This window comes from Gordonia sp. UCD-TK1, assembly GCF_001691435.1.
Classification (GTDB): Bacteria; Actinomycetota; Actinomycetes; order Mycobacteriales; family Mycobacteriaceae; genus Gordonia; species Gordonia hongkongensis.
The window spans coordinates 35,811-57,041 of the sequence record NZ_LZMP01000007.1; the positions used below are offsets into that span (position 1 = coordinate 35,811).

The 21,231-nt window shown below is 69.3% G+C and carries 20 protein-coding genes; 5 read left to right on the top strand and 15 right to left on the bottom strand.

What is annotated here, in order from left to right:
- The first annotated feature begins 100 nt into the window (after window positions 1-100).
- Window positions 101-751, top strand: coding sequence for an MBL fold metallo-hydrolase (locus A9310_RS06115; RefSeq protein ID WP_065629879.1), 651 nt, complete (start codon window positions 101-103; stop codon window positions 749-751).
- Here the strand turns inward: A9310_RS06115 and poxB are convergent.
- Window positions 748-2,484 (bottom strand): ubiquinone-dependent pyruvate dehydrogenase, encoded by a 1,737-nt coding sequence (poxB, locus tag A9310_RS06120; RefSeq protein ID WP_065629826.1) that lies wholly within the window; start codon window positions 2,482-2,484, stop codon window positions 748-750. The two genes, A9310_RS06115 and poxB, sit on opposite strands and share 4 nt — an antisense overlap.
- 132 nt (window positions 2,485-2,616) lie before the next feature.
- Between poxB and A9310_RS06125 the strand changes: the two genes are divergently transcribed.
- Window positions 2,617-3,648: an LLM class flavin-dependent oxidoreductase gene (locus tag A9310_RS06125; RefSeq protein WP_065629827.1), complete on the top strand. Its 1,032-nt coding sequence runs from the start codon at window positions 2,617-2,619 to the stop codon at window positions 3,646-3,648.
- A 29-nt stretch (window positions 3,649-3,677) separates the two neighbouring features.
- Here the strand turns inward: A9310_RS06125 and A9310_RS06130 are convergent, their stop codons facing one another.
- From A9310_RS06130 to A9310_RS06175, 10 genes are all read right to left on the bottom strand, one after another.
- Window positions 3,678-4,307: a GyrI-like domain-containing protein gene (locus A9310_RS06130; RefSeq protein WP_065629880.1), complete on the bottom strand. Its 630-nt coding sequence runs from the start codon at window positions 4,305-4,307 to the stop codon at window positions 3,678-3,680.
- A gap of 10 nt (window positions 4,308-4,317) precedes the next feature.
- Entirely contained in the window at window positions 4,318-5,121 is an 804-nt protein-coding gene (locus A9310_RS06135; protein ID WP_065629828.1) for an ABC transporter permease, read from the bottom strand.
- Window positions 5,118-6,116, bottom strand: a complete 999-nt coding sequence (locus A9310_RS06140) for a daunorubicin/doxorubicin resistance ABC transporter ATP-binding protein DrrA (RefSeq protein WP_065629829.1) — start codon at window positions 6,114-6,116, stop codon at window positions 5,118-5,120. Before A9310_RS06140 ends, A9310_RS06135 begins: the two co-directional genes overlap by 4 nt.
- A gap of 31 nt (window positions 6,117-6,147) precedes the next feature.
- The gene (locus A9310_RS06145; protein ID WP_065629830.1) at window positions 6,148-6,633 is read right to left on the bottom strand and encodes a PPOX class F420-dependent oxidoreductase; all 486 of its coding nucleotides are present in this window, start codon (window positions 6,631-6,633) and stop codon (window positions 6,148-6,150) included.
- A gap of 28 nt (window positions 6,634-6,661) precedes the next feature.
- Entirely contained in the window at window positions 6,662-7,861 is a 1,200-nt protein-coding gene (locus A9310_RS06150; RefSeq protein WP_065629831.1) for a serine hydrolase, read from the bottom strand.
- A 73-nt stretch (window positions 7,862-7,934) separates the two neighbouring features.
- Window positions 7,935-9,242, bottom strand: a complete 1,308-nt coding sequence (locus A9310_RS06155) for a polysaccharide pyruvyl transferase family protein (protein WP_083207274.1) — start codon at window positions 9,240-9,242, stop codon at window positions 7,935-7,937.
- Window positions 9,243-9,331: 89 nt separating this feature from the next.
- Window positions 9,332-10,960, bottom strand: a complete 1,629-nt coding sequence (locus A9310_RS06160; protein ID WP_065629832.1) for an FAD-dependent monooxygenase — start codon at window positions 10,958-10,960, stop codon at window positions 9,332-9,334.
- Between the two features lie 116 nt (window positions 10,961-11,076).
- The gene (locus A9310_RS06165) at window positions 11,077-11,490 is read right to left on the bottom strand and encodes a hypothetical protein (protein WP_065629882.1); all 414 of its coding nucleotides are present in this window, start codon (window positions 11,488-11,490) and stop codon (window positions 11,077-11,079) included.
- Window positions 11,491-11,547: 57 nt separating this feature from the next.
- Complete coding sequence (locus A9310_RS06170) at window positions 11,548-12,975, bottom strand: FAD-binding oxidoreductase (protein ID WP_065629833.1); 1,428 nt, start codon at window positions 12,973-12,975, stop codon at window positions 11,548-11,550.
- A gap of 121 nt (window positions 12,976-13,096) precedes the next feature.
- On the bottom strand, window positions 13,097-16,297 hold the full coding sequence (locus tag A9310_RS06175) for an AAA family ATPase (protein WP_065629834.1): 3,201 nt from the start codon (window positions 16,295-16,297) through the stop codon (window positions 13,097-13,099).
- Window positions 16,298-16,409: 112 nt separating this feature from the next.
- Between A9310_RS06175 and A9310_RS06180 the strand changes: the two genes are divergently transcribed.
- Together A9310_RS06180 and A9310_RS06185 are read left to right on the top strand one after the other, a co-directional pair.
- Window positions 16,410-16,778, top strand: coding sequence for a VOC family protein (locus A9310_RS06180; RefSeq protein WP_065629835.1), 369 nt, complete (start codon window positions 16,410-16,412; stop codon window positions 16,776-16,778).
- 40 nt (window positions 16,779-16,818) lie between these two features.
- A complete protein-coding gene (locus A9310_RS06185) occupies window positions 16,819-17,406 on the top strand; it encodes a mismatch-specific DNA-glycosylase (protein ID WP_058253179.1) in 588 nt (195 codons plus the stop codon).
- Here the strand turns inward: A9310_RS06185 and A9310_RS06190 are convergent.
- The 4 genes from A9310_RS06190 to A9310_RS06205 are packed head-to-tail and all read right to left on the bottom strand — an operon-like array spanning window position 17,387 to window position 19,921.
- Window positions 17,387-17,683 (bottom strand): DUF503 domain-containing protein, encoded by a 297-nt coding sequence (locus A9310_RS06190; RefSeq protein WP_058253180.1) that lies wholly within the window; start codon window positions 17,681-17,683, stop codon window positions 17,387-17,389. The genes A9310_RS06185 and A9310_RS06190 overlap by 20 nt on opposite strands.
- A complete protein-coding gene (ppk2, locus tag A9310_RS06195) occupies window positions 17,683-18,513 on the bottom strand; it encodes a polyphosphate kinase 2 (protein ID WP_058253227.1) in 831 nt (276 codons plus the stop codon). Before ppk2 ends, A9310_RS06190 begins: the two co-directional genes overlap by 1 nt.
- Window positions 18,514-18,524: 11 nt before the next feature.
- Entirely contained in the window at window positions 18,525-19,508 is a 984-nt protein-coding gene (locus tag A9310_RS06200; protein WP_065629836.1) for a malate dehydrogenase, read from the bottom strand.
- Complete coding sequence (locus A9310_RS06205; protein WP_065629883.1) at window positions 19,505-19,921, bottom strand: META domain-containing protein; 417 nt, start codon at window positions 19,919-19,921, stop codon at window positions 19,505-19,507. Before A9310_RS06205 ends, A9310_RS06200 begins: the two co-directional genes overlap by 4 nt.
- 88 nt (window positions 19,922-20,009) lie before the next feature.
- On the opposite strand from A9310_RS06205, the gene A9310_RS06210 reads away from it, so the two are divergent.
- Window positions 20,010-21,224, top strand: a complete 1,215-nt coding sequence (locus A9310_RS06210) for a hypothetical protein (protein ID WP_065629837.1) — start codon at window positions 20,010-20,012, stop codon at window positions 21,222-21,224.
- Window positions 21,225-21,231: the final 7 nt, after the last annotated feature.

The window sequence follows — 21,231 nt, forward strand, 5'->3', positions numbered from 1 at the left end:
CCCGCGGTGCTCCGCTAACCAGTCGGCGACGGAGTCTTGACTTCAAGTCAACTCGAAGTTGCACCGTGGTGGGACATCCAACCAACTCGTGGAGGTATCGATGCGCCGCGTATTCGCCGACCTGTGGGAGACCAGCTCCGACAACCCGTTTCCGGGACTGACCACGCACGCCTACCTGTGGAAATCGACTCGAAACGTCCTCTTCTACTCGGTTGCGTCGGACTCCGAGTTCGATGAGCTCTACCGCCTGGGCGGGATCGACCAGCAATATCTGTCGCATCAGGATGAGGCCGGGCCGCTGCTGGCCGCGATCCACGGACGATTCGGGACGACACTGCACGCTCCTGCCGCCGAAGCGGACCGGATCGGCCGCTACGCGCGGATCGGGGTGGGGCTCGCGGACCGGCACACGGACGGCAACGGGGTCGAGGTGATCCCGACACCCGGCCATTCCCCGGGTAGCACGAGCTACCTGGTGCACGGCGCCGACGGCGACCGCTACCTGTTCACCGGGGACACCCTCTATCGAAGCGAGTCGGGGCGGTGGACCGCCGGGTATCTCCCGGGCATCAGCGATGCGGAGCAACTCGCGACGAGCCTCGAACTGCTGGCGACGCTCGCCCCGGACGTCGTCATATCGAGCGCATATGCGGGGGAGTCAGCCGTTCACCGTGTTGACACGTCCACCTGGACAGCCGGCGTCACCGAAGCGGTTCTCGGCCTGCGGGCGGCCGCCGGTCGGAACGCCTAATCGAACAGCCGCCGGAAGAGATTGGTCTCGGCGAGGTCGACCAATTCGTCGCCACGTCCGGACAGTACGGTGCGGAGCGCGTAGAGCGTGAAGCCCTTGGCCTGGGCGGCGGTGATCGTCGGCGGGATGGACAGCTCTTGGCGAGCGGTGACGACATCGAGTAGCGCCGGACCGTCGTGGGCGAGGAACTCGTCGACCGCACCGGCCAGGTCGTCCGGCCGCTCGACGCGCCGACCGTGGATACCGAGCGACTCCGCCAGCGCGGCGAAGTCCGGGTTCTCCAGATCGGTTCCATAGTTCACGAATCCGGCCGCCTTCATCTCGACCTCGACGAAGTTCAACGACGAGTTGTCGAAGACGACGATCTTCACCGGCAGCTTGTTCTGCGTGATGGTCAGCAACTCGCCGAGCAGCATCGCGAGACCGCCGTCGCCGGCGAGCGCAACGATCTGGCGGTCTGGGAAGGCGGTCTGTGCGCCGATCGCCTGGGACACGGCGTTGGCCATCGAGCCGTGGGTGAACGAGCCGATCAGGCGACGGGCCCCGTTCATCTCGAGGTAGCGCGCCGCCCACACCACCGGTGAGCCGACGTCGGGGATGAACACCGCGTCACGGTCGGCTTTCTCGCTGATCAGGCGAGTCAGGTACTGCGGGTGGATGGGCGCCCGGTTGCGGTCGTTGTCGGCGAGATCGTCGAGGCGGCGGCGTGCCGTGGCGTAGTGGGCCAACGAGGTCGACAGGTGTTCGGAGTCGCGGCCGGTGGAGATCTTCGGCAGGAGCGCGCGGGCGGTGTCGCCGACATCGCCGACGAGTGGCAGGTCGACGGGGCAGCGTCGACCGATCTGCTCGCCACGGATGTCGACCTGGATGATGGTCGCCTTCGACGGATAGAACTGTTCATAGGGGAAGTCGGTGCCCAGCATGAGCAGTGTGTCGCACTTCTCGATCGCCCGGTATCCGGACGAGAAGCCGAGCAGCCCGGTCATTCCCACGTCGTAGGGGTTGTCGTACTCGATGAATTCCTTGCCCCGCAACGCGTGCACGACGGGGGCCTGCAGGGCACGGGCGAGCTCGACGACCTCGTCGTGAAACCCCTGCACCCCCGCCCCGGCGAGAATCGTCACGCGCTCGGAGGCGTTGAGAGTGTCTGCGGCGCGGTCGATCTCGGCATCGGTGGGCCGGGTGACGCGGGGGATACGGCGGATGGGGGCGCCGGCGCGCCGTTTCGGGCACGGCGCCAGGAAGGTCTCACCCGGGATGACGAGGACCGCGACGTCCTGTTTCTCGACCGCGGTGCGCAGGGCGATGTCGAGCAGGCGCGGCATCTGGTCGGGCGTGCCGACCATCTCGCAGAAGGCGCTGCATTCCCGGAACAGCTGCTCGGGGTGGGTCTCCTGGAAGTAGCCGGTGCCGATCTCCGTCGCCGGGATGTGCGCGGCGATCGCGAGGACCGGGACACGACTGCGGTGTGCGTCGAACAGTCCGTTGATCAGGTGCAGGTTGCCGGGCCCGCAACTTCCCACGCACACCGCCAGTTCACCGGTGAGCGCGGCTTCGGCGGACGCGGCGAACGCCGCCGACTCCTCGTGTCGCACATGTCGCCACGAGATGGTGTCGTTTCTCCGCAGGGCATCGGTGAAACCGTTGAGTGAATCACCGGGCAACCCGTGGACGTGCCGGACTCCGGCGCGCTCGAGTTCCTCGACGATCCTCTCCGCGACAGTGGGCGGCATGGCGATCCGTTCGGTCGGCGACGGTGTGCCCCGACTATAGACGCGGCGCGCGCCGGCGTGACCTCCAGAGAATTCGACCCACCCTGATTCGCCGACATGTCTCCGCTGCCAGACGGTGTGAAAATCGATTGCATGCCACGACGCGGTGAACCACTCCGGAAGCTCGGTTTCCTGACGATCGGACGCTTCGACGGTGACGACCCGCGACCCGGCCACCTCGAGACCCTGCGAATGATCGAGTTGGCCGAACATCTCGGCTTCGACAGCGTGTGGGTGCGCAACCGGCACCTGCAGTACGGCATCTCCTCGCCGGTGGCCCTGCTGGCGGCCGCAGCGGTGCGCACCAGCCGGATCGAGCTCGGTACCGCGGTGATCCCGCTCGGTCTGGAGAATCCGCTGCGGCTGGCCGAAGACCTGGCGACGGTCGACATCCTCAGCGGGGGACGGCTCAACCCGGGGGTCTCCGTCGGTGTGCCGATGCGCTACGACGACTTCAAGACCGCGCTGTACCCCGAAACCCATGCGCTCGAGAACTTCTCGAAGGACCGGGTGGTGAGGCTCCTGGACAACCTGCGGGGCGAACCCGTCAGCGACTTCGAGGGGACCGTCGGGATCGAGACGTTCTCCCGACGGGTGCAACCGCATTCGCCAGGTCTCGCCGATCGGGTCTGGTACGGAGGTGGATCGAGCTCGGCGATCTGGGCGGGCCGACAGGGCATCAACTATCTGACCTCCTCGGTGGTCACCACCGAGGGCACGGAGTCGCGCGACTTCGCGACCATCCAGGCCGAACACATCGACGCCTACCGTGCCCATCACGTCGATCCCGACCGTGCGCGCGTGTCCCAAGGGCTCGTGGTGATCCCCACGGATTCCGCGACCGCGGACCAGATCCGCAAGTACCGGGCGTATGCCGACAGTCGGTTCGAGCGCACGCTCACCCCGCAGGGCCCGCGGGGCCTCCTGTTCTCGCCGGATCTCGTCGGACCGTCCGATGAACTCGCCGAGAGACTGTATGAGCACGCGGGATTCCAACGCGCCACCGAGGTGGCCTTCGCATTGCCGTTCTCCTTCGACGAGCCGGACTACCTGCAGATCGTGGGTGATCTCGCCGGGCAGCTCGGACCGGCACTCGGATGGACGCCGGCCACCGAGACTGCGTAATGAGAAACCCTGCGATAAGCCATCTTTCGCTACGGGACGATGGTGGACTCGACCGGTTGACGCAGCAGGGTCCGAAGTTTCTCCGGCGCGACCCGGCGGAAGTCGCTGAAGTAGATCTCATGGTGACGGCCCGACATGCGTAAGCCGTTGTCGGGTATGAACCGATCGTGCATCTCGGCCAGCACCGGCCCCTCGTCGTCGAACGGCCCGTGGTGCAGCGTCTGAACACACGACCCCTCGGCCAACGACTCCGTGCGTAGATCGGCGAGACGCGGCGGCGGCTTCTTCGCGCCGGCCTCGCGAACAGCGGCGTCGAGCAGATCCTCGCCGATCCACTCGGGGACCATCAGCATGAGGGTCCAACTCCAGCGGCCCTTGTCCCGGGCGCCGGTGAAGGTGCTCATGTCGTCGGCCCACCAGAGCCCCTCGAGTGGCGGGACGACGTAGTCACGGCCGAGTTCACGACTGCTTGCGAACTTCAGCTTGTACGCAACCGGATACAGCGTCTCGATCGACGCCGCGAACTGTGGTGTCGAGTTGGGGTCGCCCGATCCGTCGATCATCAGGTAGCGCATGGCCGGAACGTCGAGAATGCGGAACTGGCCGCGCCGCGCCTTGTACGAGTCGAGCGTCTTCTTGAAGTCCACCTTCTCGGGCACGCCCTCGACACTATCCGGGAATGCGTCGCCGCTCATAGGTTCGGAGCGCGAGAAAGTACGCGGCCCCGCCGATGGCGAGACTCCAGGCGAGCGAGGCGACAACACTCGCGGTGGGGACCGGGGCGTCGGTGAGGGTTCCGCGCAGGACCTCGATGACGGGGGTGAAGGGCTGATACTCGGCGAATTGTCTCAGGCCGGCGGGTAGGGATTCGGCCGGTACGAAACCCGTGCTGAGGAACGGCAGGATCGTGAGGAACATCGGTGTGTTGCTGGCGGTCTCGACGCTCTTGGCCGCCAGCCCGAGATAGACCGACAGCCAGATCAGCGCGACGGAGAACACGGAAGTCACGCCGAGCGCGCCCAGCCAGTCGAGCGGACCGGCCGACGGCCGGAATCCGATACCGACCGCGACGGCGAGGACCACGACGATGCTGAACAGCGCCTGCAGGAGGCTGGCGAGTACGTGACCGGTGAGGACAGCGGAGCGAGCGATATCCATGGTGCGGAAGCGGTTGATGATCCCCGAGGTCATGTCCATGGCAACGACGATGGCGGTGCCCTGAACCGCCGACGCGACGGTGACCAGCACGATCCCGGGCACCACATAGTCGAGGTAGGCGGCCCGCCCGCTGTCGCCGGGCTGCGTGGTCATCCCGGCGCCGAGCTGGCCCCCGAACACGAAGACGAACAGCAGCAGGAAGACCACCGGGATGCCGACCAGCATCACGGTGAGCACCGGGAACTTGATGAGCCGCCGAACGTTGCGGCGGACCATGATCCGCGAATCCGACACCGAGTGTGCCAGGGTCGTCATGAGGCGGCTCCGGACGGATCCGGGTCGGTGGCACCGGGTTCGCCGATGTCGGCATCGGCGGCCGCGGAAGCGGGATTGCCGGTGAGCGCGAGGAACACATCGTCGAGGGTCGGGGCATGGACACCGACGTCGGTGACCGTGATGCCGGCGGCCTCCAGCTGGTTCAAGGTGGTCCGGACAGTGGTGACGGTGTCGTCGGTCGCGATGTCGAGGCGTCGTGCTTCGGGAACCGGACGCGCATCCGGCAGAAGCGAGGCCGCCTTGTCGAAGGAGTCGCGGTCGGCGAAGGTCAGGCGCACCTCGGAGTCGTGCACCCGGCTCTTCAATTCGGCGGCGGTGCCCTCGGCCACGATGTGGCCGTGGTCCAGGACGGCGATGCGGTCGGCGAGCTGGTCGGCCTCCTCGAGGTACTGCGTGGTGAGGAAGATCGTGACGCCTTCGGCGGCGAGCCGGGAGATGGTCTCCCACAGCATCCGTCGACTCCTGGGGTCGAGACCCGTGGTCGGTTCGTCGAGGAAGGTCACTCGCGGAATGGACACCAGGGTCATGGCGAGATCGAGGCGCCGACGCATGCCGCCGGAGTAGGTCGACACCGCGCGGTCGGCGGCCGCGACCAGATCGAACTGCTCGATCAACTCCTGGGCGCGGGCCTGTCCGTTGCGTCTGCCCAGCCGTCGTAGGTCGGCCATGAGCACCAGATTGTCCCGCCCGCTGAACAACTCGTCGACCGCGACCGACTGGCCGGTGACACCGATCATCGCGCGCACCGCACGCGTCTGCGCGACCGTGTCGTATCCGCCGATCGTCACCGTCCCCGAGTCGGCGGGGAACAGGGTCGACGCGATGCCGACGGTCGTGGTCTTGCCGGAACCGTTCGGCCCCAGCAGGGCGGTCACGCTGCCGGCGGGTATCTCGAGATCGATGCCGTCGAGAACGCGATGTCCGCCATAGCTTTTCGTCAACCCGCGGATCTCGATGTCGGCGCCGGTGGTCAACCGATCGGGTCCGTCCGGCGGGCCGGTGCGCTCATCGGTCCTGCGCGTCGAGCCGGGCCGCGACCTCGGCGGGGAATCCGCCGGTGGCCACCGGACCCCACCTCGTCGGCGTGATGCGGATCAGCGACTTGCCCTGTGTTCGCATCGCTGCTCGGTACTCGTCCCAATCGGGGTGCTCACCGGAGATGCTGCGGAAGTAGTCGACGAGCGCGTCCTCGGCCTCGGGCATGTCGAGGACCTCGGCATCACCGTCGACCTGGACCCAGGCGCCGTTGAAGTCGTCGGAGAGCACCACGACACTGGCCACCGGCGTGTGCCGGAGGTTCGCCGCCTTCGCCCGGCCGGGATAGGTCGAGATGACGATGCGGCCCTGCTCGTCGACCCCACCGGTGACCGGCGACATCTGCGGGCTGCCGTTGGAACGGACGGTATTGAGGATCATGTGGTGGCGCGGCCGGATGAACTCCAGCAGTTCGGCACGGTCGACACCATCGGCTTTCGCGACTGTTCTGGCCATGCGCCGACCTTACGCCGGGACCGGGGTCTCAGGGCAGCGCGGCGATGAGGCCGGCCTGGACGGCGCTGACGGGGGTCGTCGACTTGCCGTCGACCGTCATCGCGTCGTCGGTGTTGATCACGATGATGATCGTCGTGTCCGAATCGTAGTTGTGGAACAACGAGGTGTTGTAGCCGGGGAAGTCACCGTCGTGACCCCACCATCCGTCGCGGTTGCCGATACCGATGCCGTATCCGGAGGTGGCGGTGTTCGGCGGCGGCGAGGTGAGAATCGAATCCCGGCGCAGTTGCTGGGTCGCCGGATTCAGGACGCCCTGCCCGGTGAACAGGGCCTCACCCCAGGTCTGGAGGTCGTCGACGGTCGAGATGACGGCACCGGCGGTGGACGCGAAGGACGGATTCCAGCGCGTCGAGTCGACCGTCTGCCCGTCGGGCTGACCCTGATCGGTGAGGCCGTCGAGATGTGGATCGGGGATCTCGACCGACCCGCCGGGCCACGAGGACTCGTCCATGCCCAAGGGGGTGAAGATCCGGTCGGCGAACACCTCGCCGATGGGTTTCGCCAGCACCTTCTCGATGACCAGGCCCAGCAGGACGTAATTCGTGTTGGAGTACTCCCAGCCCTGCCCCGGCGGAAAGCTCGGTGGCAGCGCCTTCGCGGTGTCCACCAGTTCGGTGGGCGTCCAGACGGATTCGGGGTCGGCGAAGAACTTCCGGTCGAAGGACTCGGACGCGGTGTACGACGGGATGCCGCTGGTCATGTCGGCGACCTGGCGCAGCGTCGCGCTGCCGTTGGGGGCGTCCGGGACGAACCTGTCGATGCGGTCGTCGAGCGAGACGCGGCCCTCTTGGACAAGCTGCAGCAGCAGGGTGGCGGTCATCGTCTTGGTGAGCGAGCCGATGCGGGTGTGATCGGCCGTCTGGATGGGATCGTCCCCGCCGGCCGCCCGGACCCCGGATGTCCCCGTCCAGGTTCCGGCCGGTGAGATGACCCGGGCGATGACGCCGGGGAGATTCCCGGCGGCCCGGGTGTCGTCGATCGCCTTCTGGAACGCCGCCGCGGTGTCGGCCGGCACCGAGGTCGTCTGACCCGAGCCGGGCGCTGCACTCGACGATCCCGCGCCGGATGCGGTCTCCGAGGGTGAGCATGCGACGAGGCCGAGTACGGCCGCGGCGCCGATCGTCGCCATGCGGAGGAGGGCCGTAGCGCGCACGGGGTTTCGGCTCATGTGGTCACTCTAACGGCAGGTCTGCGCACCGAGGCGAATTGGCGCAAATGGGACAACGTCCGGGGCGGGTGTGTCAGATGCGGTGCGCCAGCGCCGGCGAGACCGGGTAGATGTCGACGGCCGTGGCGAGCTTCGCGGCGACGGCCCGCTCCCGCGCCACCGGGTCGAAACCCCGCCCGTGCGGCCGCTCCGGGACGGACGTACCGGAATCCACCACGGTCCAGTCCGAGCCGGCCTCGACCAGTGATCGATGTTTGGTGGTGTAGTAACCCGGCATCGCCACCACCGCGATCCCGGGGTCGCCGGCGGCCGCGGCCATCAGGTGCGGGTGGAACCGGGTGCTGATCCAGGTGCTGCGGTGTCCGGCGGGCAGCCCGTCGTTCCAGACGTCGCGGAAGGTGAGCACGGTGGCGCCGGCCAGTCGTGTGCCGAGCCGGTAGGGAACCTCGTTGTCGTGCCCCGGGATTCCCTCGACGACGGTAACCGCCGAACCGGGTACGTCCCAGGCGTCGAGCGTCGCCCGCACGAAGTCGGCCAGGGCTTCGACGCCGGTCGCCCGCGGTCCGGTGAACCGCTCGGTGAGATCGGACTGCAAGCACAGGACGACGCCGTTCTCGGCCGGTGCATCCATCTCGCGATACAGCGGAGGTCGCGGTCGGTGCAAGGCCAGCCACGCGTCGTCGCCGGAATGCCGTGCGCCGACGACGCCGTCGAGCACGTCGAACGACGCGGTGTCGCGCACGTCCACGACGTCGAATGCGGCGAACGCCTCGGTCAACGCCGCCGACGCGGGGCCCTGCAGCGCGGGAACGAGTCCCTGACCAGTCGCGGCGAGGCGCGCCCCGGAGCGCCGGGCCACCGCAGCAGCTGCGACGAACAACGAGACATGGTGTGGCCACMCGGTATTGAGGTAGCCGCCGCCCAGGAGGTGGATGGTGGTCGCCGACTCCAGGAGGTCGATCCCGGCGGTCAGTCGCGGCGCCAGACCGGAGTCGAGGGCGGCGGCGGCGACCCACTCCCAGGGCGCCGGTTGTTCGGCCTCCGCGGCGTAAGTGGTCAATTGCCACAGGGTGTCGACGACGAGCATGTTCGGGTGGGCATCGCGCAGCAGCGTCGTGGCCGTGCCCGGGCTGTGGCAGTCCAGCACGATCGTGGCATTCGGACGCACCCGGGTCAGGTGCCGCAACCAGGTTCTCGCGATCAGTTCGTCGCCGTAGTTCGGGTGGCCGGCCGGCGCCACCAGGTAGATCACCTCGCCGGCACCCATCGCGCGGCCGAGGCGCGACTCGGCGGAGCGCTGCCGGACCGAGGTGCCGATGCGGTCGGCGAGCACGCCCGCGGCCCGGAACAGGGGGCGGTTGGGTGCCGGTCTGCTGGTCACGATCCCCAAGGTTACGGCGTGCGCGGCCGGTGGCCCCGGCCGGACAGAGATCGAACGACACGGCCGCGCGCCGGTGCGAGGTGCCGCCGCTACCCGAAGGTGCCCTCGAGATGACGCAGCGCGGCCTTGCCGTCGGTGGTCGGCCCGCGGTACCCGACATACCCGTCGGGCCGGATGACGAACACCGTCGAACCGTCGGGGCGGTAGCCATCGGCGAAGCGGCCGTCGGTGTCCCGGAGCAGCGGTAGTTCGGTGCTGCCGACCTGCGCGGTCGGCGCGGCGATCACATGGATGTCGATGTGGCCGTGCGCTTTCGCCGACATCTCGTCGGCGAGTGATTCGAGTACCGCGACCTCGTCGGCGCCGGCGGTGGGGTCGGCGTACAGGACGAGCGAATGGTCGACGCCGCCGATCACGTCGAACAGTCGCAGCGGGAAATTGACGGAATCGCGGCTGAGGCCGGCGGCATCCGGTGCGCGTTCACCGGCACGCGGCGCGGCCGGAGCCGTGGGTACCGCCGACCCGGCGACGAGCGGACTGTCGGCGTAGGAGATCAGCAATTGGCCCTCGCGCCGCATGATGAAGTCCAAGTCGTTGGAATCGGTGTCGATGCCTTCGCGGGCGTCCCGGACCGTGCGTCCCACGACCTCCTCGCCGACGGGCCGACGTTCGAGGTCGTAGCTGTCGAGCAGCCCGTCGGAGCCGACACCCGCGACGGCGAGGGCGAGCTTCCAGGCGAGGTTGTGTGCATCCTGCACGCCGGTGTTCATCCCCTGCGCACCCGTGGGCGGGTGGATGTGGGCGGCGTCGCCGGCGACGAACACGCGTCCACGACCGTAGGAATCGACGATGCGGTGACTGATCCGGAACACCGAGGACCAGCGCAGGTTCGACACCGTCGCGGGTTCCGGTGCGAGGCGGTCGACCACGGCCTGGATGTGGGACAGTTCCGGCGCCCGGGTTCCCTCGAAACCGTGCGCCACACCGTCTCCGCCGGTGGTCGGTGCGACCGCGAGTTCGTCGGGGACGAGCATCGACATCCGGTAGCGGCCGCGGCCGGGAAGGGGGATGCACACCAGCTGGTCGTCGGTCGTGCCGTCTGAGGTCTGGTGCATCGAGCGGATCGCGTACCCCTGGGGCATCGACCAGTCCGCCACGACGTCGCCGAGCATGTACTGCTCGGTGAAGGCGGCCCCTTCGAAGGACAGTCCGAGTCCCTTGCGCACCACGCTGTGGGCGCCGTCCGCGCCGAGCAGATAGCCCGCACGGACGGTGGTGTCCCCGCGCGGACCCGTCAGGGTCACGGTCACCCCGTCCGCGTCCTGGTCGAACGCGGACACGGCGGTGCCCCGGTCGATCTCGGTACCCAGATCGGTCAGGCGCTCACGGAGGATGCGCTCGGTCGCGTACTGGGGGAGCAGGTGGAATCGGTAGGGCACGTCGGGTGGCGTCGACAGATCGACCCGCGAGACCTGACTTCCGTTGACGTAGACGAGTTGTCCGCGCATCTCGAGCCCGGCGTCGAGCACCTGTCCCACGACGCCCATGCTCTCGAAGACCTCGAGCGTCCGCGGTTGGATTCCGACCGCCTTGGCGTACTGCGGGGGTTCGAGGAGCGGATCGACGATCCGCGCGCGAACTCCGCGCCTGCGCAGCTCGATGGCGGCGGTCAAGCCGATGGGGCCCGCGCCGGCGATCAGGACATCGACTTCGGTCATGGAATCCTCCCGTTGTCGGCAGTCGCCGACGCTCTGAGGATTATCGGGCGGGTGGCATCCCACCGCCACCAGAACGGAAAAATAGGACGTCAAACGGACGGTCGACTCCGGCCCGGTCACCTCGGGATGGCGGCGGGGCCGATCGTCCGGGCGCCCAGTTGCGCGACTCTGGCCCGCAATTCACGGTCGGCGGTGACGACGATGCGCTCGCGACGAGGATCCGAATCCGCGACGACGCCGACGATCGTGTCGTCCCCCGAACCCGGCGCGTCGACGATCCGGACCTGTTCGCTCGCCACGACACCGCGGGCCCGGCCCTCGACGACCAGCACCACCTCGAGTGGCCCCGGCAGTCCTTCGAGTCCGCCGACGGCGACGGAGTCGAGACGCGTCCGCAACCGTTCGGTGGCTCCGCGGCGATCGCGCCACCACCCGTCGGGCACCGAACCCACGACGTTGGCGGCGTCCACGACGAGCAGGGGCCGGTCGTTTGGGGTGCGATCGTGCCGGGGTCCGGACGGTTCAAGCATGCCGACCATCAGTCCACATCCGGCCACCCGGGGCAAGTGCGCTGTCCGATCGGCCGATCACAGGTCGCCGTGACAGAAGCGATTCGCCGGGTCGAGGCCGGCCTTGATCTCGTCGAGCCGGCGACGGTTGTCCGCGCTGAACGCATCCGCGGCCCGGGCGACGCGTTCGGAGCCGGAGGTGAAGTTGAGGTAGGCGGCGCCGGTCACGTAGGGCTCGAGCTGGGCGCGGGTCACCCGCAACGTCGACTCGACGGCCAATGCGACGTGCGGATCGGGCACCGCCGCAACGAGTTCGAGAAGGAACCGGCCCTGTCGCCCCCGATCGTTGGGCGCGTTGTCCGCGCTGCGAGCGATCGCTCCACCGGCGTGGCGGATCTCGCCGCACACGATGAGCGGCGCCGACGCCGGGGCCGGCCGGACCCGCGCGGCGACGATGTCGACGGCCACGTCGGGGAGATCGTCGAACCATTCGGTGGTGACCATCACCGGCATCGGCTCGGTCGGGTCCATGCTGACGGCGTCGATCGCCGCGAACGGCAGCGCACCCCACATGTCGACGACCGGCGTCCGCCACTCGCGCCATTCGTCGACGACCGCGCGACCGGCGTCGAGATCCCCGGACCAGCAGCCGCGCACGACGGCGAAGCTCCGGCCGCGGAGCGGCGCCGGGACGTCGTCCGTGGGCGGGAGGTTGAGAATCGCGACGGCCGACGTCAGTTCCTCGGACTGGGCGGGCGCCCAGTCGCGGAACCGGCGGATGATCTCCTCGGCGTCGGCGGCCGGATAGAAGAGATTGCCGGCGTACACGGTCGACACCTCGACGAGCGCGATCTCCATGGACGTCACGACACCGAGACCGCCGGCGCCGGCGCCGCGCAACGCCCAGAAGAGGTGCGGGAAACTGGTATCGGTGACCCGGATCGGTGTCCCGTCCGGAGTCACCAGGTCGAACGAGAGCACGCGGTCCGACGAGAGGCCGTGGCGTCGACCGAGCCAGCCGAAACCGCCCCCGAGCGTGTAACCGACCGCCCCGACCTCGCCGGCCGAGCCCATCAGTGGCGCGAGACCGTACGGCGCCGCCGCGTCGACGACCGTTCGCCATGGGGCGCCGGCGCCGACCCGGGCGGTCCGGGTGACGGGGTCGACGCTCACCGACGAGAGCCGGGAGGTGTTGATCAGCAGTCCGCCGTCGGCCGGTCTCCCCGTGCCGTGACCGGTCGCCTGGACGGCGACGCGTAGATCTTCCTCGACGGCGAAGCGGACCGCCTCGACCACGTCGAAATGATTGTCGGGCACGGCGATCACGGCCGGGCGGTGCACGTCGAGCCGGTTGAAGCCGGATCGCGCGTCGAGGTAGCCGGCATCGCCGGGGCCGAAGACGTCGCCGGCGATCCGGTCGCGTAGTTGCGCGAGGACCGAGGTACGGGTCCGGACGGTGAGGCGCTCGGTGTGCTCGGGCAGGGAGGAGGCGGGTGTTGCGGGCATCGGCAGGTCCTCGGTCGCGGCCGGAACGATCCGGCGGAATTCGTCGGGCTCCGGACGACGCCGGAGTCCTGACCAGGGTCGCCGACGGCGCTTGAAGGCGACTTGAGGCGGACTTGGCGACTCAGGTCGGGGACGTCAGACCCCAGGTCGTGGCCAGCGAATCGATCCGTCGGATCAACCCGGCCGCCTCCTGCGCGCGGGCGGTGTCGCGCGCGGTCGCCAGCGTGGCGCCGACCACGGACGCCGGACGCCCGTTGGCGTACTCGTAACGTGCGCGGACGAGGAGGCGGTGGGCGTCGGCATAACGTTCACCGGTGCGGTCGGCGAAGTCGTCGGCCCGGTCGAGCAGTGTGGCGGCGTCGGTGAGCTTGCCGGCGACGACGAGGACCTCGGCGTGCAGACCCAGCCAGTAGCCCTCACCTGTCCGCGGGTGATCCTCCATGCCGACCTCGTCGGCACCCAGTCGCTCGATGTGCTCCAGGGCGTCGTCGAGGTCGCCGGTGAGGGCGCGCGCCCACCAGTACATGCGTTCTCCGCCGCGACGGAGGTAGGCGAGGGGCCCGAYGCCGTCGGACGTGATGGCCGGGCCCGCGTCCAGAACCCACCTCGTGTCGCCGAGCATCGACGCCGCGCCGACGGCGAAGATGGCCATGGCGAGCCGGGACCGTGGATCGGGATGGGCATCGGCCATCGCGGCGAAGAGGTCCCGGCCGGCGCCGACACCGCGATGCACGGTCACCGCCCAGGCGCGGAAACCGCGGGCCATCGCGAGCTGATCGTCACGGAGACCGTCGACGACGACGTCGATCGGCGCATAGTCCTCCAAGATGCGATGCGCCGCACCGAAATTGCCGCGCGTGAACTCGTCGATGCCGGCGGCGTGCATGCCCAGATGGGTGACGACCGGGTCGTCGGATCTCTCGGCGCGCCGACGCAGATCCTCCGCGAGACGGTGGCCGGTGTGTGCATCCGCGATCTGGATGTGGGCCGCGCAGCGGGCGTAGTCGAGGGTGGCGAGGAGCCGGGCGTCGCCGAGGGCGGAAGCGAGTATCCGGGCGCGGTCCTGCAGCTCGGGATCGGCGGCGAAGTACCCGTGCGCCGCGACGTCTCCGGCCAGTTGGGTGGTGATCGCGACGAGCTCCGCCTGCTGGTCGCCCGTCGCGCGGGCGAGCGTCGCCGCATCCCCGAGATGCCGGCGCGCCCCGTCGAAATCGTAGGTGCGCAGGGCGATGTTCCCCGCCGCGAGGAGGGCGGTCGTGGTGCGCTCACGGTCGGCCAGCGGCCCGGCGGACCACAGATGCCGCGCGACTCTCGCCACGGCATGCGGCGAGGAGTTGCCGGCGAGGGCGTCGGCGATCGCGAGATGCAGTCGCCGTGCGCGCATGGCGGCGATGCCGTCCGCGATCGCCTCCCGGATGATGTCGTGACTGAAGCCGAATCCGAACGGATCCTCCGGTCCGAGATCGATGACACCCGCCTCGCCCGCGGGTTCGAGGAGGTCGAGCGCCTCGTCCACCGGGCGCTTCGCGGCGGTCGCCAGCAGGACCAGGTCCACGCGGGTCCCGATGAGGGACGCGAGTTCGAGTAGTTCGGTCGTCGCCGCGGACATGCCGACCAGTCGCTGGCGCACCACATCACGGATGCCGGACGGGACGGCGCTGCCCGCGATGGACCCCCGGTCGGCCAGGATGCGGGCGAGTTCGCGCACGAAGAAGGCGTTGCCTCCGGTGCGTCGCTGGATCGACGACACGGTGGCGACCTCCGGCCACTGCCGGGTCTCGCGCCGGATGAGCTCGGAGATGTCGTCGCCGCCGAGCGGGCCGACGTGGAGGCGGCGATGCTCCGGCAACCGGGCCAGCGTCGCCAGGGTGGTGGCGACGACGGGCCGGTTCGACGGCGAACGCAACGAGGCGAAGAACGTGACCCCCGCGGTGCGTCGTGCGGCCATGTGCGCGAACAACTCCAGCGACGCACCGTCGGCCCACTGCAGATCGTCGAGCACGATGATCAGCTTCGACGTCGCGGCCACCCCCTCGAGGAGATCGGCGGCCTGGTCGTAGAACTGGAATCGAGCGGCCGCGTCCGGCATCTGCCGGGGCGGCGGGATCACGTTGACGCCCTCGGTCACCATCCGGCCGAGTGAACTGTCGAGGAGTCGTTCCCGATCGGCGGGATCGAGCCGGGGGAGGACCGCACCGAGGATCTGCACCCACGGCCACATCGAGGGTGCGGCCGGGTCGTCGACGCAGCGCCCCCACAGGACCCGGAGGTCGGCGGCGCCCGCGGCCCGACGGCCGGCTTCGTCGATGAGCGCCGTCTTGCCCGCGCCCGGTTCGCCCTCGACCACGACCACGCCGCCGTGTCCTGTCATCGAGGCGAGCACCGCCCGATGCAATGCGGCGAGTTCGTCGGTCCGGCCGACCACGGACGGGGCGTCGTCGAGGTCGGCGTCGTCGACCGGTTCGTCCGTCATCGACTGCGCCGACGTCCGCGGGCCCGGTGCCGGGACGTCCGGCGCAAGCGTCACCTTGCCCGCGGCGGTGGCGGCCGGGGCGTCGAGATGCGGAGCGTGGTCGAGGATGTCGCGTTCGAGGGTGCGGAGACGGGGTCCCGGGTCGACGCCGATCTCCTCGGCGAGGGTCCGGCGGGCGGTGGCGATCGCCCCGAGTGCGTCGGACYGACGGCCGAGTCGGTAGAGGGCGGTGGCGAACAGCACCCACAAGCCCTCGTCGAGCGGCGCGCGTTCGACCTCGGTCTCCAGTTCGGTGACGAGCAGGCGGTGGTCGCCGTCGGCCATGCGGGCCTCGAAGGACATCTCCCGCGCCGCCTGCAGCATGCGGTCGAGGTGATCGGCGGCCTCGTCCCGGAAGGCGAGGCCCTCGAACTCGGGGAGCAGGGGACGATAGTCGGCGAGCACCTGGTGCAGCAGCGGTGCGGCACCCGCCGCGTCGCCCTGTTGCATCAATGCACGAGCATCGCCGACCCGGGCGGTCAGCCGGCGCACGTCGACGTTGTCGGCGGCCGTCGGGAGGCTGTACCCCGTCCCGTGGGTGAGCAGGACCGTGGAGGGAGTCCGAGGCTTTCGATGCGGCTCGAGGACTTTGCGCAGGCCCGAGATGTAGGACTGGAGCGACACCTCTGCGCGCTCCGGAGGCGAATCGCCCCAGATGCCCTCGATCAGACTGTCGGCGCGCACCGGAACACCCTCGGCAAGGATCAGCTGGGCGAGTGTCGCCCGCTGCTTGCGCGTGCCGAGTTCGACGGGGTCGGAACCGATCTGAGCCCCGAGGCCGCCCAAGACCGTATAGGAGATTTCGAGCATCAGCGTGAGTGTAAGTGGTGATCGGGTCCTTCCGGGCGGCTAGCGGCGAACGTGCCGACGATCTGCCCGCGACCGCCCGGGGATGTCGGTGGCCGGGAGTAGCTTGGCAGGCATGAGTCTCGCACTGGGCATGATCACCGTCGACGCACTCGCGCCCGCGCCCCTGGCGACGTGGTGGGCCGAGCAGCTCGGCGGCCGCATCGTCGAGGACAACGACGGTTACTTCATCGTCGTCGCGGTCGGGGAGGGCGGGCCGCTGTTCGCGTTCCAGCAGGTCGAGGACCCCACGCCCGGCAAGAACCGCGTCCACCTCGACCTGACCACCGAAGATCTCGAGACGGAGGTGGATCGACTCGTGGCGGCGGGCGCGAGCCGGATCGCCGATCGTGAGATGCCCGGCTTCGTGTGGGTGACGCTCGCCGACCCCGACGGCAACCAGTTCTGCGTGTCGGCCCGACACGGTGCGGAGACGGCATCCTGACGCGTTCCCGCATCGCCCGGCCGGATACCCGGTGTGCCTGATGGGATTCACCCGGGCCGACCTGCTCGCCTACCGAGACCGCACCGTCGACGACCTCGTGGGCGAGGGCTGCAAGCTGCTGTTCGTCGGCATCAACCCCGGCCTGTGGACCGCGGCCACCGGTGCGCATTTCGCCCGGCCCGGCAATCGGTTCTACCCGGCGCTCGCCCGGGCCGGCATCGTCGACCACGTGATCGACGCATCGACGGGCATGTCCGACGCCGACCGGACGATGCTGCTCGACCGCGGCGTGGGGATCACCAACGTCGTGCCACGCGCCACCGCGACCGCCGCCGAACTGACCGTCGAGGAGTTCCGCGAGGGGGGACGCCGCCTGCGCGAACGGGTTCGTGAGATCCGCCCACGGGTTGTCGCGGTCGCCGGGATCACCGCGTATCGCAGCGCGTTCGGGCGCCGCGATGCCGTGCCGGGGCGGCAGGACGAGACGTGGGACGGGGCCGAACTCTGGGTGGTCCCCAACCCGAGCGGACTGAACGCGCACGAGACGGTCGAGTCCCTCGCGGCCGCCTACCGCCGGGCCGCGGCTGCCGCCGGGGTCGTCGACGACCTCAGAAGTCCTCCGAGCTGACGACCCGGCGTCGCACCGACAGCAACTCGACTTCGGGATGGGCTGCCGCAGAACGTTCGACGGCGTCGAGCACGTCGACGACATGGCCGCGGTCGGCGGCCACCGCACTGACCCCGATGACGGTTCGCCGATGGACGTCGAGGTGTCCGACCTCGGCAGCCGAGACCGTGTACCGCTTGCGCAGGTCGGCGACGATCGGTCGCACCACGGACCGCTTCTGTTTAAGCGAGTGCACGTCACCGAGCAGATAGTCGAACTCGCAGAACCCGATCCACATCAGTGGTCGGTGCGGATCAGCGTCGCCACGTGGTCGGGTACGTACTTGGACAGCGAGCGCGGCGGGCGGTGATAGTTGCCCGACTCGATCGGATGCTTGGGCAGGGACACGCGGGGGCGGGGGACCTCGGCGTACTCGATGGTCGACAGCAGATGCGAGATCATGTTCAGGCGAGCATGCTTCTTCACGTCGGATTCGACGACGTACCAGGGACTCAGCGCGGTGTCGGTGTGGACCATCATCTCGTCCTTGGCGCGCGAGTAGTCCTCCCACCGGTACACCGACTCGAGATCCATCGGGCTCAGCTTCCATTGCCGCACTGGGTCGTTCATGCGTGACCGGAACCGCTTGAGCTGTTCGTCGTCGGACACCGAGAACCAGTACTTGCGCAGCAGGATGCCGTCGTCGATGAGCATCTGCTCGAAGATCGGGGTCTGCCGCAGGAACCGCGAGTGCTCCTCGGGGGTGCAGAAACCCATGACCTTCTCCACGCCGGCGCGGTTGTACCAGGACCGGTCGAACAAGACGATCTCGCCGGGCGCGGGCAGATGCGCGACGTAACGCTGGTAATACCACTGTCCGCGTTCACGATCCGTCGGCGCCGGGAGCGCGGCGACCCGTGCGATCCGTGGGCTCAGATACTCGGTGATGCGCTTGATCGTTCCGCCCTTGCCGGCAGCGTCACGCCCCTCGAAGATGACCACGACGCGGGTGCCGCTGTCACGGACCCATTCCTGGAGCTTCACGAGTTCGGTCTGCAACCGGAACAACTCCGCCTCGTAGACCTTGTTCCCGATCTTGGCCTTTTTCGCCTTGTCCTTCTTCGACATGAGCAGAAACACTACGGGGTGGACACGGCCTCGCGCTCGGATTGGAGTTCGGCGACCGACGCGTCGATCCGCGCCCGCGAGAACTCGTTGATGTCGAGACCCTCGACGATCTGCCACCGGCCGTCGACCGAGCGCACCGGAAACGAGCACACGAGTCCCTCGGGGACTCCATAGGCTCCCGGGGACGGCAGCGCCACCGACGTCCAGTCGTCGGGCGGTGTCCCGAGCACCCAGTCGTGGACATGGTCGATGGTGGCGTTCGCCGCCGAGGCCGCCGACGACGATCCGCGAGCCTCGATGATCGCGGTGCCACGGCGGGCGACGGTCGGGATGAAGTCGTCGACGAGCCAGTCACGGTCGGCGGCGATGTCCGCGCCGCTTCGGTTGCCGACCCGGGCGTGGAAGATGTCGGGGTACTGCGTGGCGGAGTGGTTGCCCCACACCGTGACCCGGCTGATCTCGGCGACGCTCGCGCCGGTGCGTCGGGCCAACTGGGCGATGGCGCGATTGTGGTCGAGGCGGGTCAGGGCGGTGAACCGGTCGGCCGGGACCTCGGGCGCGTTGGCGGCGGCGACCGCGGCGTTGGTGTTGGCGGGGTTGCCGACGACGATCACCCGGATGTCATCGGCGGCAACGTCGTTGATGACCGAGCCCTGGGCGGCGAAGATGTCGGAGTTGGCGGCCAGCAGGTCGGCGCGCTCCATGCCCTTGGTGCGCGGACGGGCCCCGATGAGCAGACCGAAACTCGCCCCGTCGAACGCCTTGCGCGGATCGTCGAGGACGTCGACGGACTTCAGGAGGGGGAACGCGCCGTCGTCGAGTTCCATCGCGGTGCCGACTGCGCCGGAGATCGCCTGCGGGAGTTCGAGGAGTCGGAGAGCAACCGGTTGGTCGTGACCGAGCATCGCGCCGGCGGCGATGCGGAAGACGCTGGCGTATCCGATGCTGCCGGCGGCACCCGTCACGGTCACCGTCACCGGTATCCGCCGGTTCATGCCGGCTTCTCGGTCAACAGGACCTGCGCCGCGGGGCCGACGAGGACGAGCGCGTGGCCCACCGAATACCAGGTCAGCGGTTCCTTGGTGAACGTGGTCACCCAGGCGTCGGCGCCGGCGTGCGGACCGGGGCAGGCCATCATCGTCGAGGCGAGGGAGCCGAGACGCAACAGTGAGTCGTCGACGCGGAGATCCCCGATGTGCCGGTTGCAACCGGCCGACAGCGCGATCCGATTGGCGGCCGGGAAACTGACCTCCAGCGGTCCACCGCCGGGGATCTGTTCACCGGTCACCGCGGTCGAGGTGTAGGTCTTGCCGACGAAGGCGGGAGCCGGTGGCGCGGCGGCAGCGGACCCGACGCCGACGATCGTCGTGCCGAGCGCCACGATCAGTGCGCTGAGCAGCAGGGTCATGCGTAAGCTGATGCGGTGTTCGCCGGAACTCACGTGCACAACGGTAGCCGACCGGACAGGGGATGGATATGACGAATGTGGGGGATCCATGGTCCCGGTGACGTGTCGGACCGAGTACCTGACCGGTCGTCACCATCGTTCGGCCACCGCCGCCTGGGTCCTCATGGTCGCCGGGATGGTCGCACTCGTCGCGCTCAACATCGCCGGGGTCGACGGTCTCATCACGTCGGCGGTGGTCGGTGGCGCGATCGCGGCGTCGTTGCTCGGGGCGGCCTTCGGCCGGCTCGGTGAACGAGGCGCGGTCCTGCTGACTGTCGACGACGACACGGTCTACTTCGGGAACGAGGACCGCACACTCGTCAGCTACCCGCTCGACTCGCTCGTCACGGTGGCCGTGGGTGGGCCGGCGGACGCGACTTCGGACATGGCCGGCGACCGTGCCCGGCACCTGACGGTGATCGGTCAGAAGTACCTCAAACTCACCTTCGCGACCCGGGACGGAAAACCGGTGCCGGCCGATCGGAGTCCGGGCGAGACCCGAGACGATCCCGATGCCGCGTCGGAGACGGACTTCTGGCGGGTCGCCGTCGTCGAGGGGGATCCGGCGGTCGCGGAGATCCTGGCCCGACTCCGCCGGCACGCGCCCGAACGCATCGCCACGAAGAAGGAGGGCGCCCCGACGCCGGCCGGGTCGCGGGCGGCAGCGGCGAGCGCCCCGCCGGACGAAACGGTCGACCTGACCCGACCCGCATCCGGCGGGCCCCGGATCGCCGACGCGGGTTCTGACGAAGCGGCGCAACGGTTGTGGGAGGAAGCGGCGCGTCGCCACGACGAGGTCCTCGGCGCCTACGGAACCTACGAACTCGATCCCGCCATGCTGCTGAGGTATCCGGCCGTGACCGACGTGACGGTCGAACAGACGCAGACCTTCCATCTCGCGCTCGACGAGGCGATGGCTCTGCGGACCGACGACTACCCGGACAACCGCTCGCGCGCCGACGCCTACCAGCAGTCCGTCGCCAGACTGCGGCGGGCCTGGATCGCCTGCGAGAAGAACGGCCGGCGGGTGGGCGCAAGCTACCTGGAGCAGACCGATCAGGACGACCTCGATCGCGCGCTCAAGCTCTACAACCACGCCGCCGCCAGCAGCACGCCGGCCGAGCAGGCGACGTACTACGGCCGCGTCCGCGACATCGTCACCACGATGACCGATCGCGGGGTGCTGCATCCGCCCGAAGCGGCGGTGGCCGAACTGCAGGCCGTCACGCGGAGGGCGCTGGAAGCGGGGACGCCGAAGGTGTGACCGACTG

Bases quoted from the DNA above. Each gene is read 5' to 3' on its own strand.
- A9310_RS06115 (WP_065629879.1), top strand. From the start codon at position 101: ATGCGCCGCGTATTCGCCGACCTGTGGGAGACCAGCTCCGACAACCCG.
- poxB (WP_065629826.1), bottom strand. From the start codon at position 2,484: ATGCCGCCCACTGTCGCGGAGAGGATCGTCGAGGAACTCGAGCGCGCC.
- A9310_RS06125 (WP_065629827.1), top strand. From the start codon at position 2,617: ATGCCACGACGCGGTGAACCACTCCGGAAGCTCGGTTTCCTGACGATC.
- A9310_RS06135 (WP_065629828.1), bottom strand. From the start codon at position 5,121: ATGACGACCCTGGCACACTCGGTGTCGGATTCGCGGATCATGGTCCGC.
- A9310_RS06145 (WP_065629830.1), bottom strand. From the start codon at position 6,633: ATGGCCAGAACAGTCGCGAAAGCCGATGGTGTCGACCGTGCCGAACTG.
- A9310_RS06150 (WP_065629831.1), bottom strand. From the start codon at position 7,861: ATGAGCCGAAACCCCGTGCGCGCTACGGCCCTCCTCCGCATGGCGACG.
- A9310_RS06160 (WP_065629832.1), bottom strand. From the start codon at position 10,960: ATGACCGAAGTCGATGTCCTGATCGCCGGCGCGGGCCCCATCGGCTTG.
- A9310_RS06165 (WP_065629882.1), bottom strand. From the start codon at position 11,490: ATGCTTGAACCGTCCGGACCCCGGCACGATCGCACCCCAAACGACCGG.
- A9310_RS06170 (WP_065629833.1), bottom strand. From the start codon at position 12,975: ATGCCCGCAACACCCGCCTCCTCCCTGCCCGAGCACACCGAGCGCCTC.
- A9310_RS06180 (WP_065629835.1), top strand. From the start codon at position 16,410: ATGAGTCTCGCACTGGGCATGATCACCGTCGACGCACTCGCGCCCGCG.
- A9310_RS06185 (WP_058253179.1), top strand. From the start codon at position 16,819: ATGGGATTCACCCGGGCCGACCTGCTCGCCTACCGAGACCGCACCGTC.
- A9310_RS06190 (WP_058253180.1), bottom strand. From the start codon at position 17,683: ATGTGGATCGGGTTCTGCGAGTTCGACTATCTGCTCGGTGACGTGCAC.
- ppk2 (WP_058253227.1), bottom strand. From the start codon at position 18,513: ATGTCGAAGAAGGACAAGGCGAAAAAGGCCAAGATCGGGAACAAGGTC.
- A9310_RS06200 (WP_065629836.1), bottom strand. From the start codon at position 19,508: ATGAACCGGCGGATACCGGTGACGGTGACCGTGACGGGTGCCGCCGGC.
- A9310_RS06205 (WP_065629883.1), bottom strand. From the start codon at position 19,921: ATGACCCTGCTGCTCAGCGCACTGATCGTGGCGCTCGGCACGACGATC.
- A9310_RS06210 (WP_065629837.1), top strand. From the start codon at position 20,010: ATGGTCCCGGTGACGTGTCGGACCGAGTACCTGACCGGTCGTCACCAT.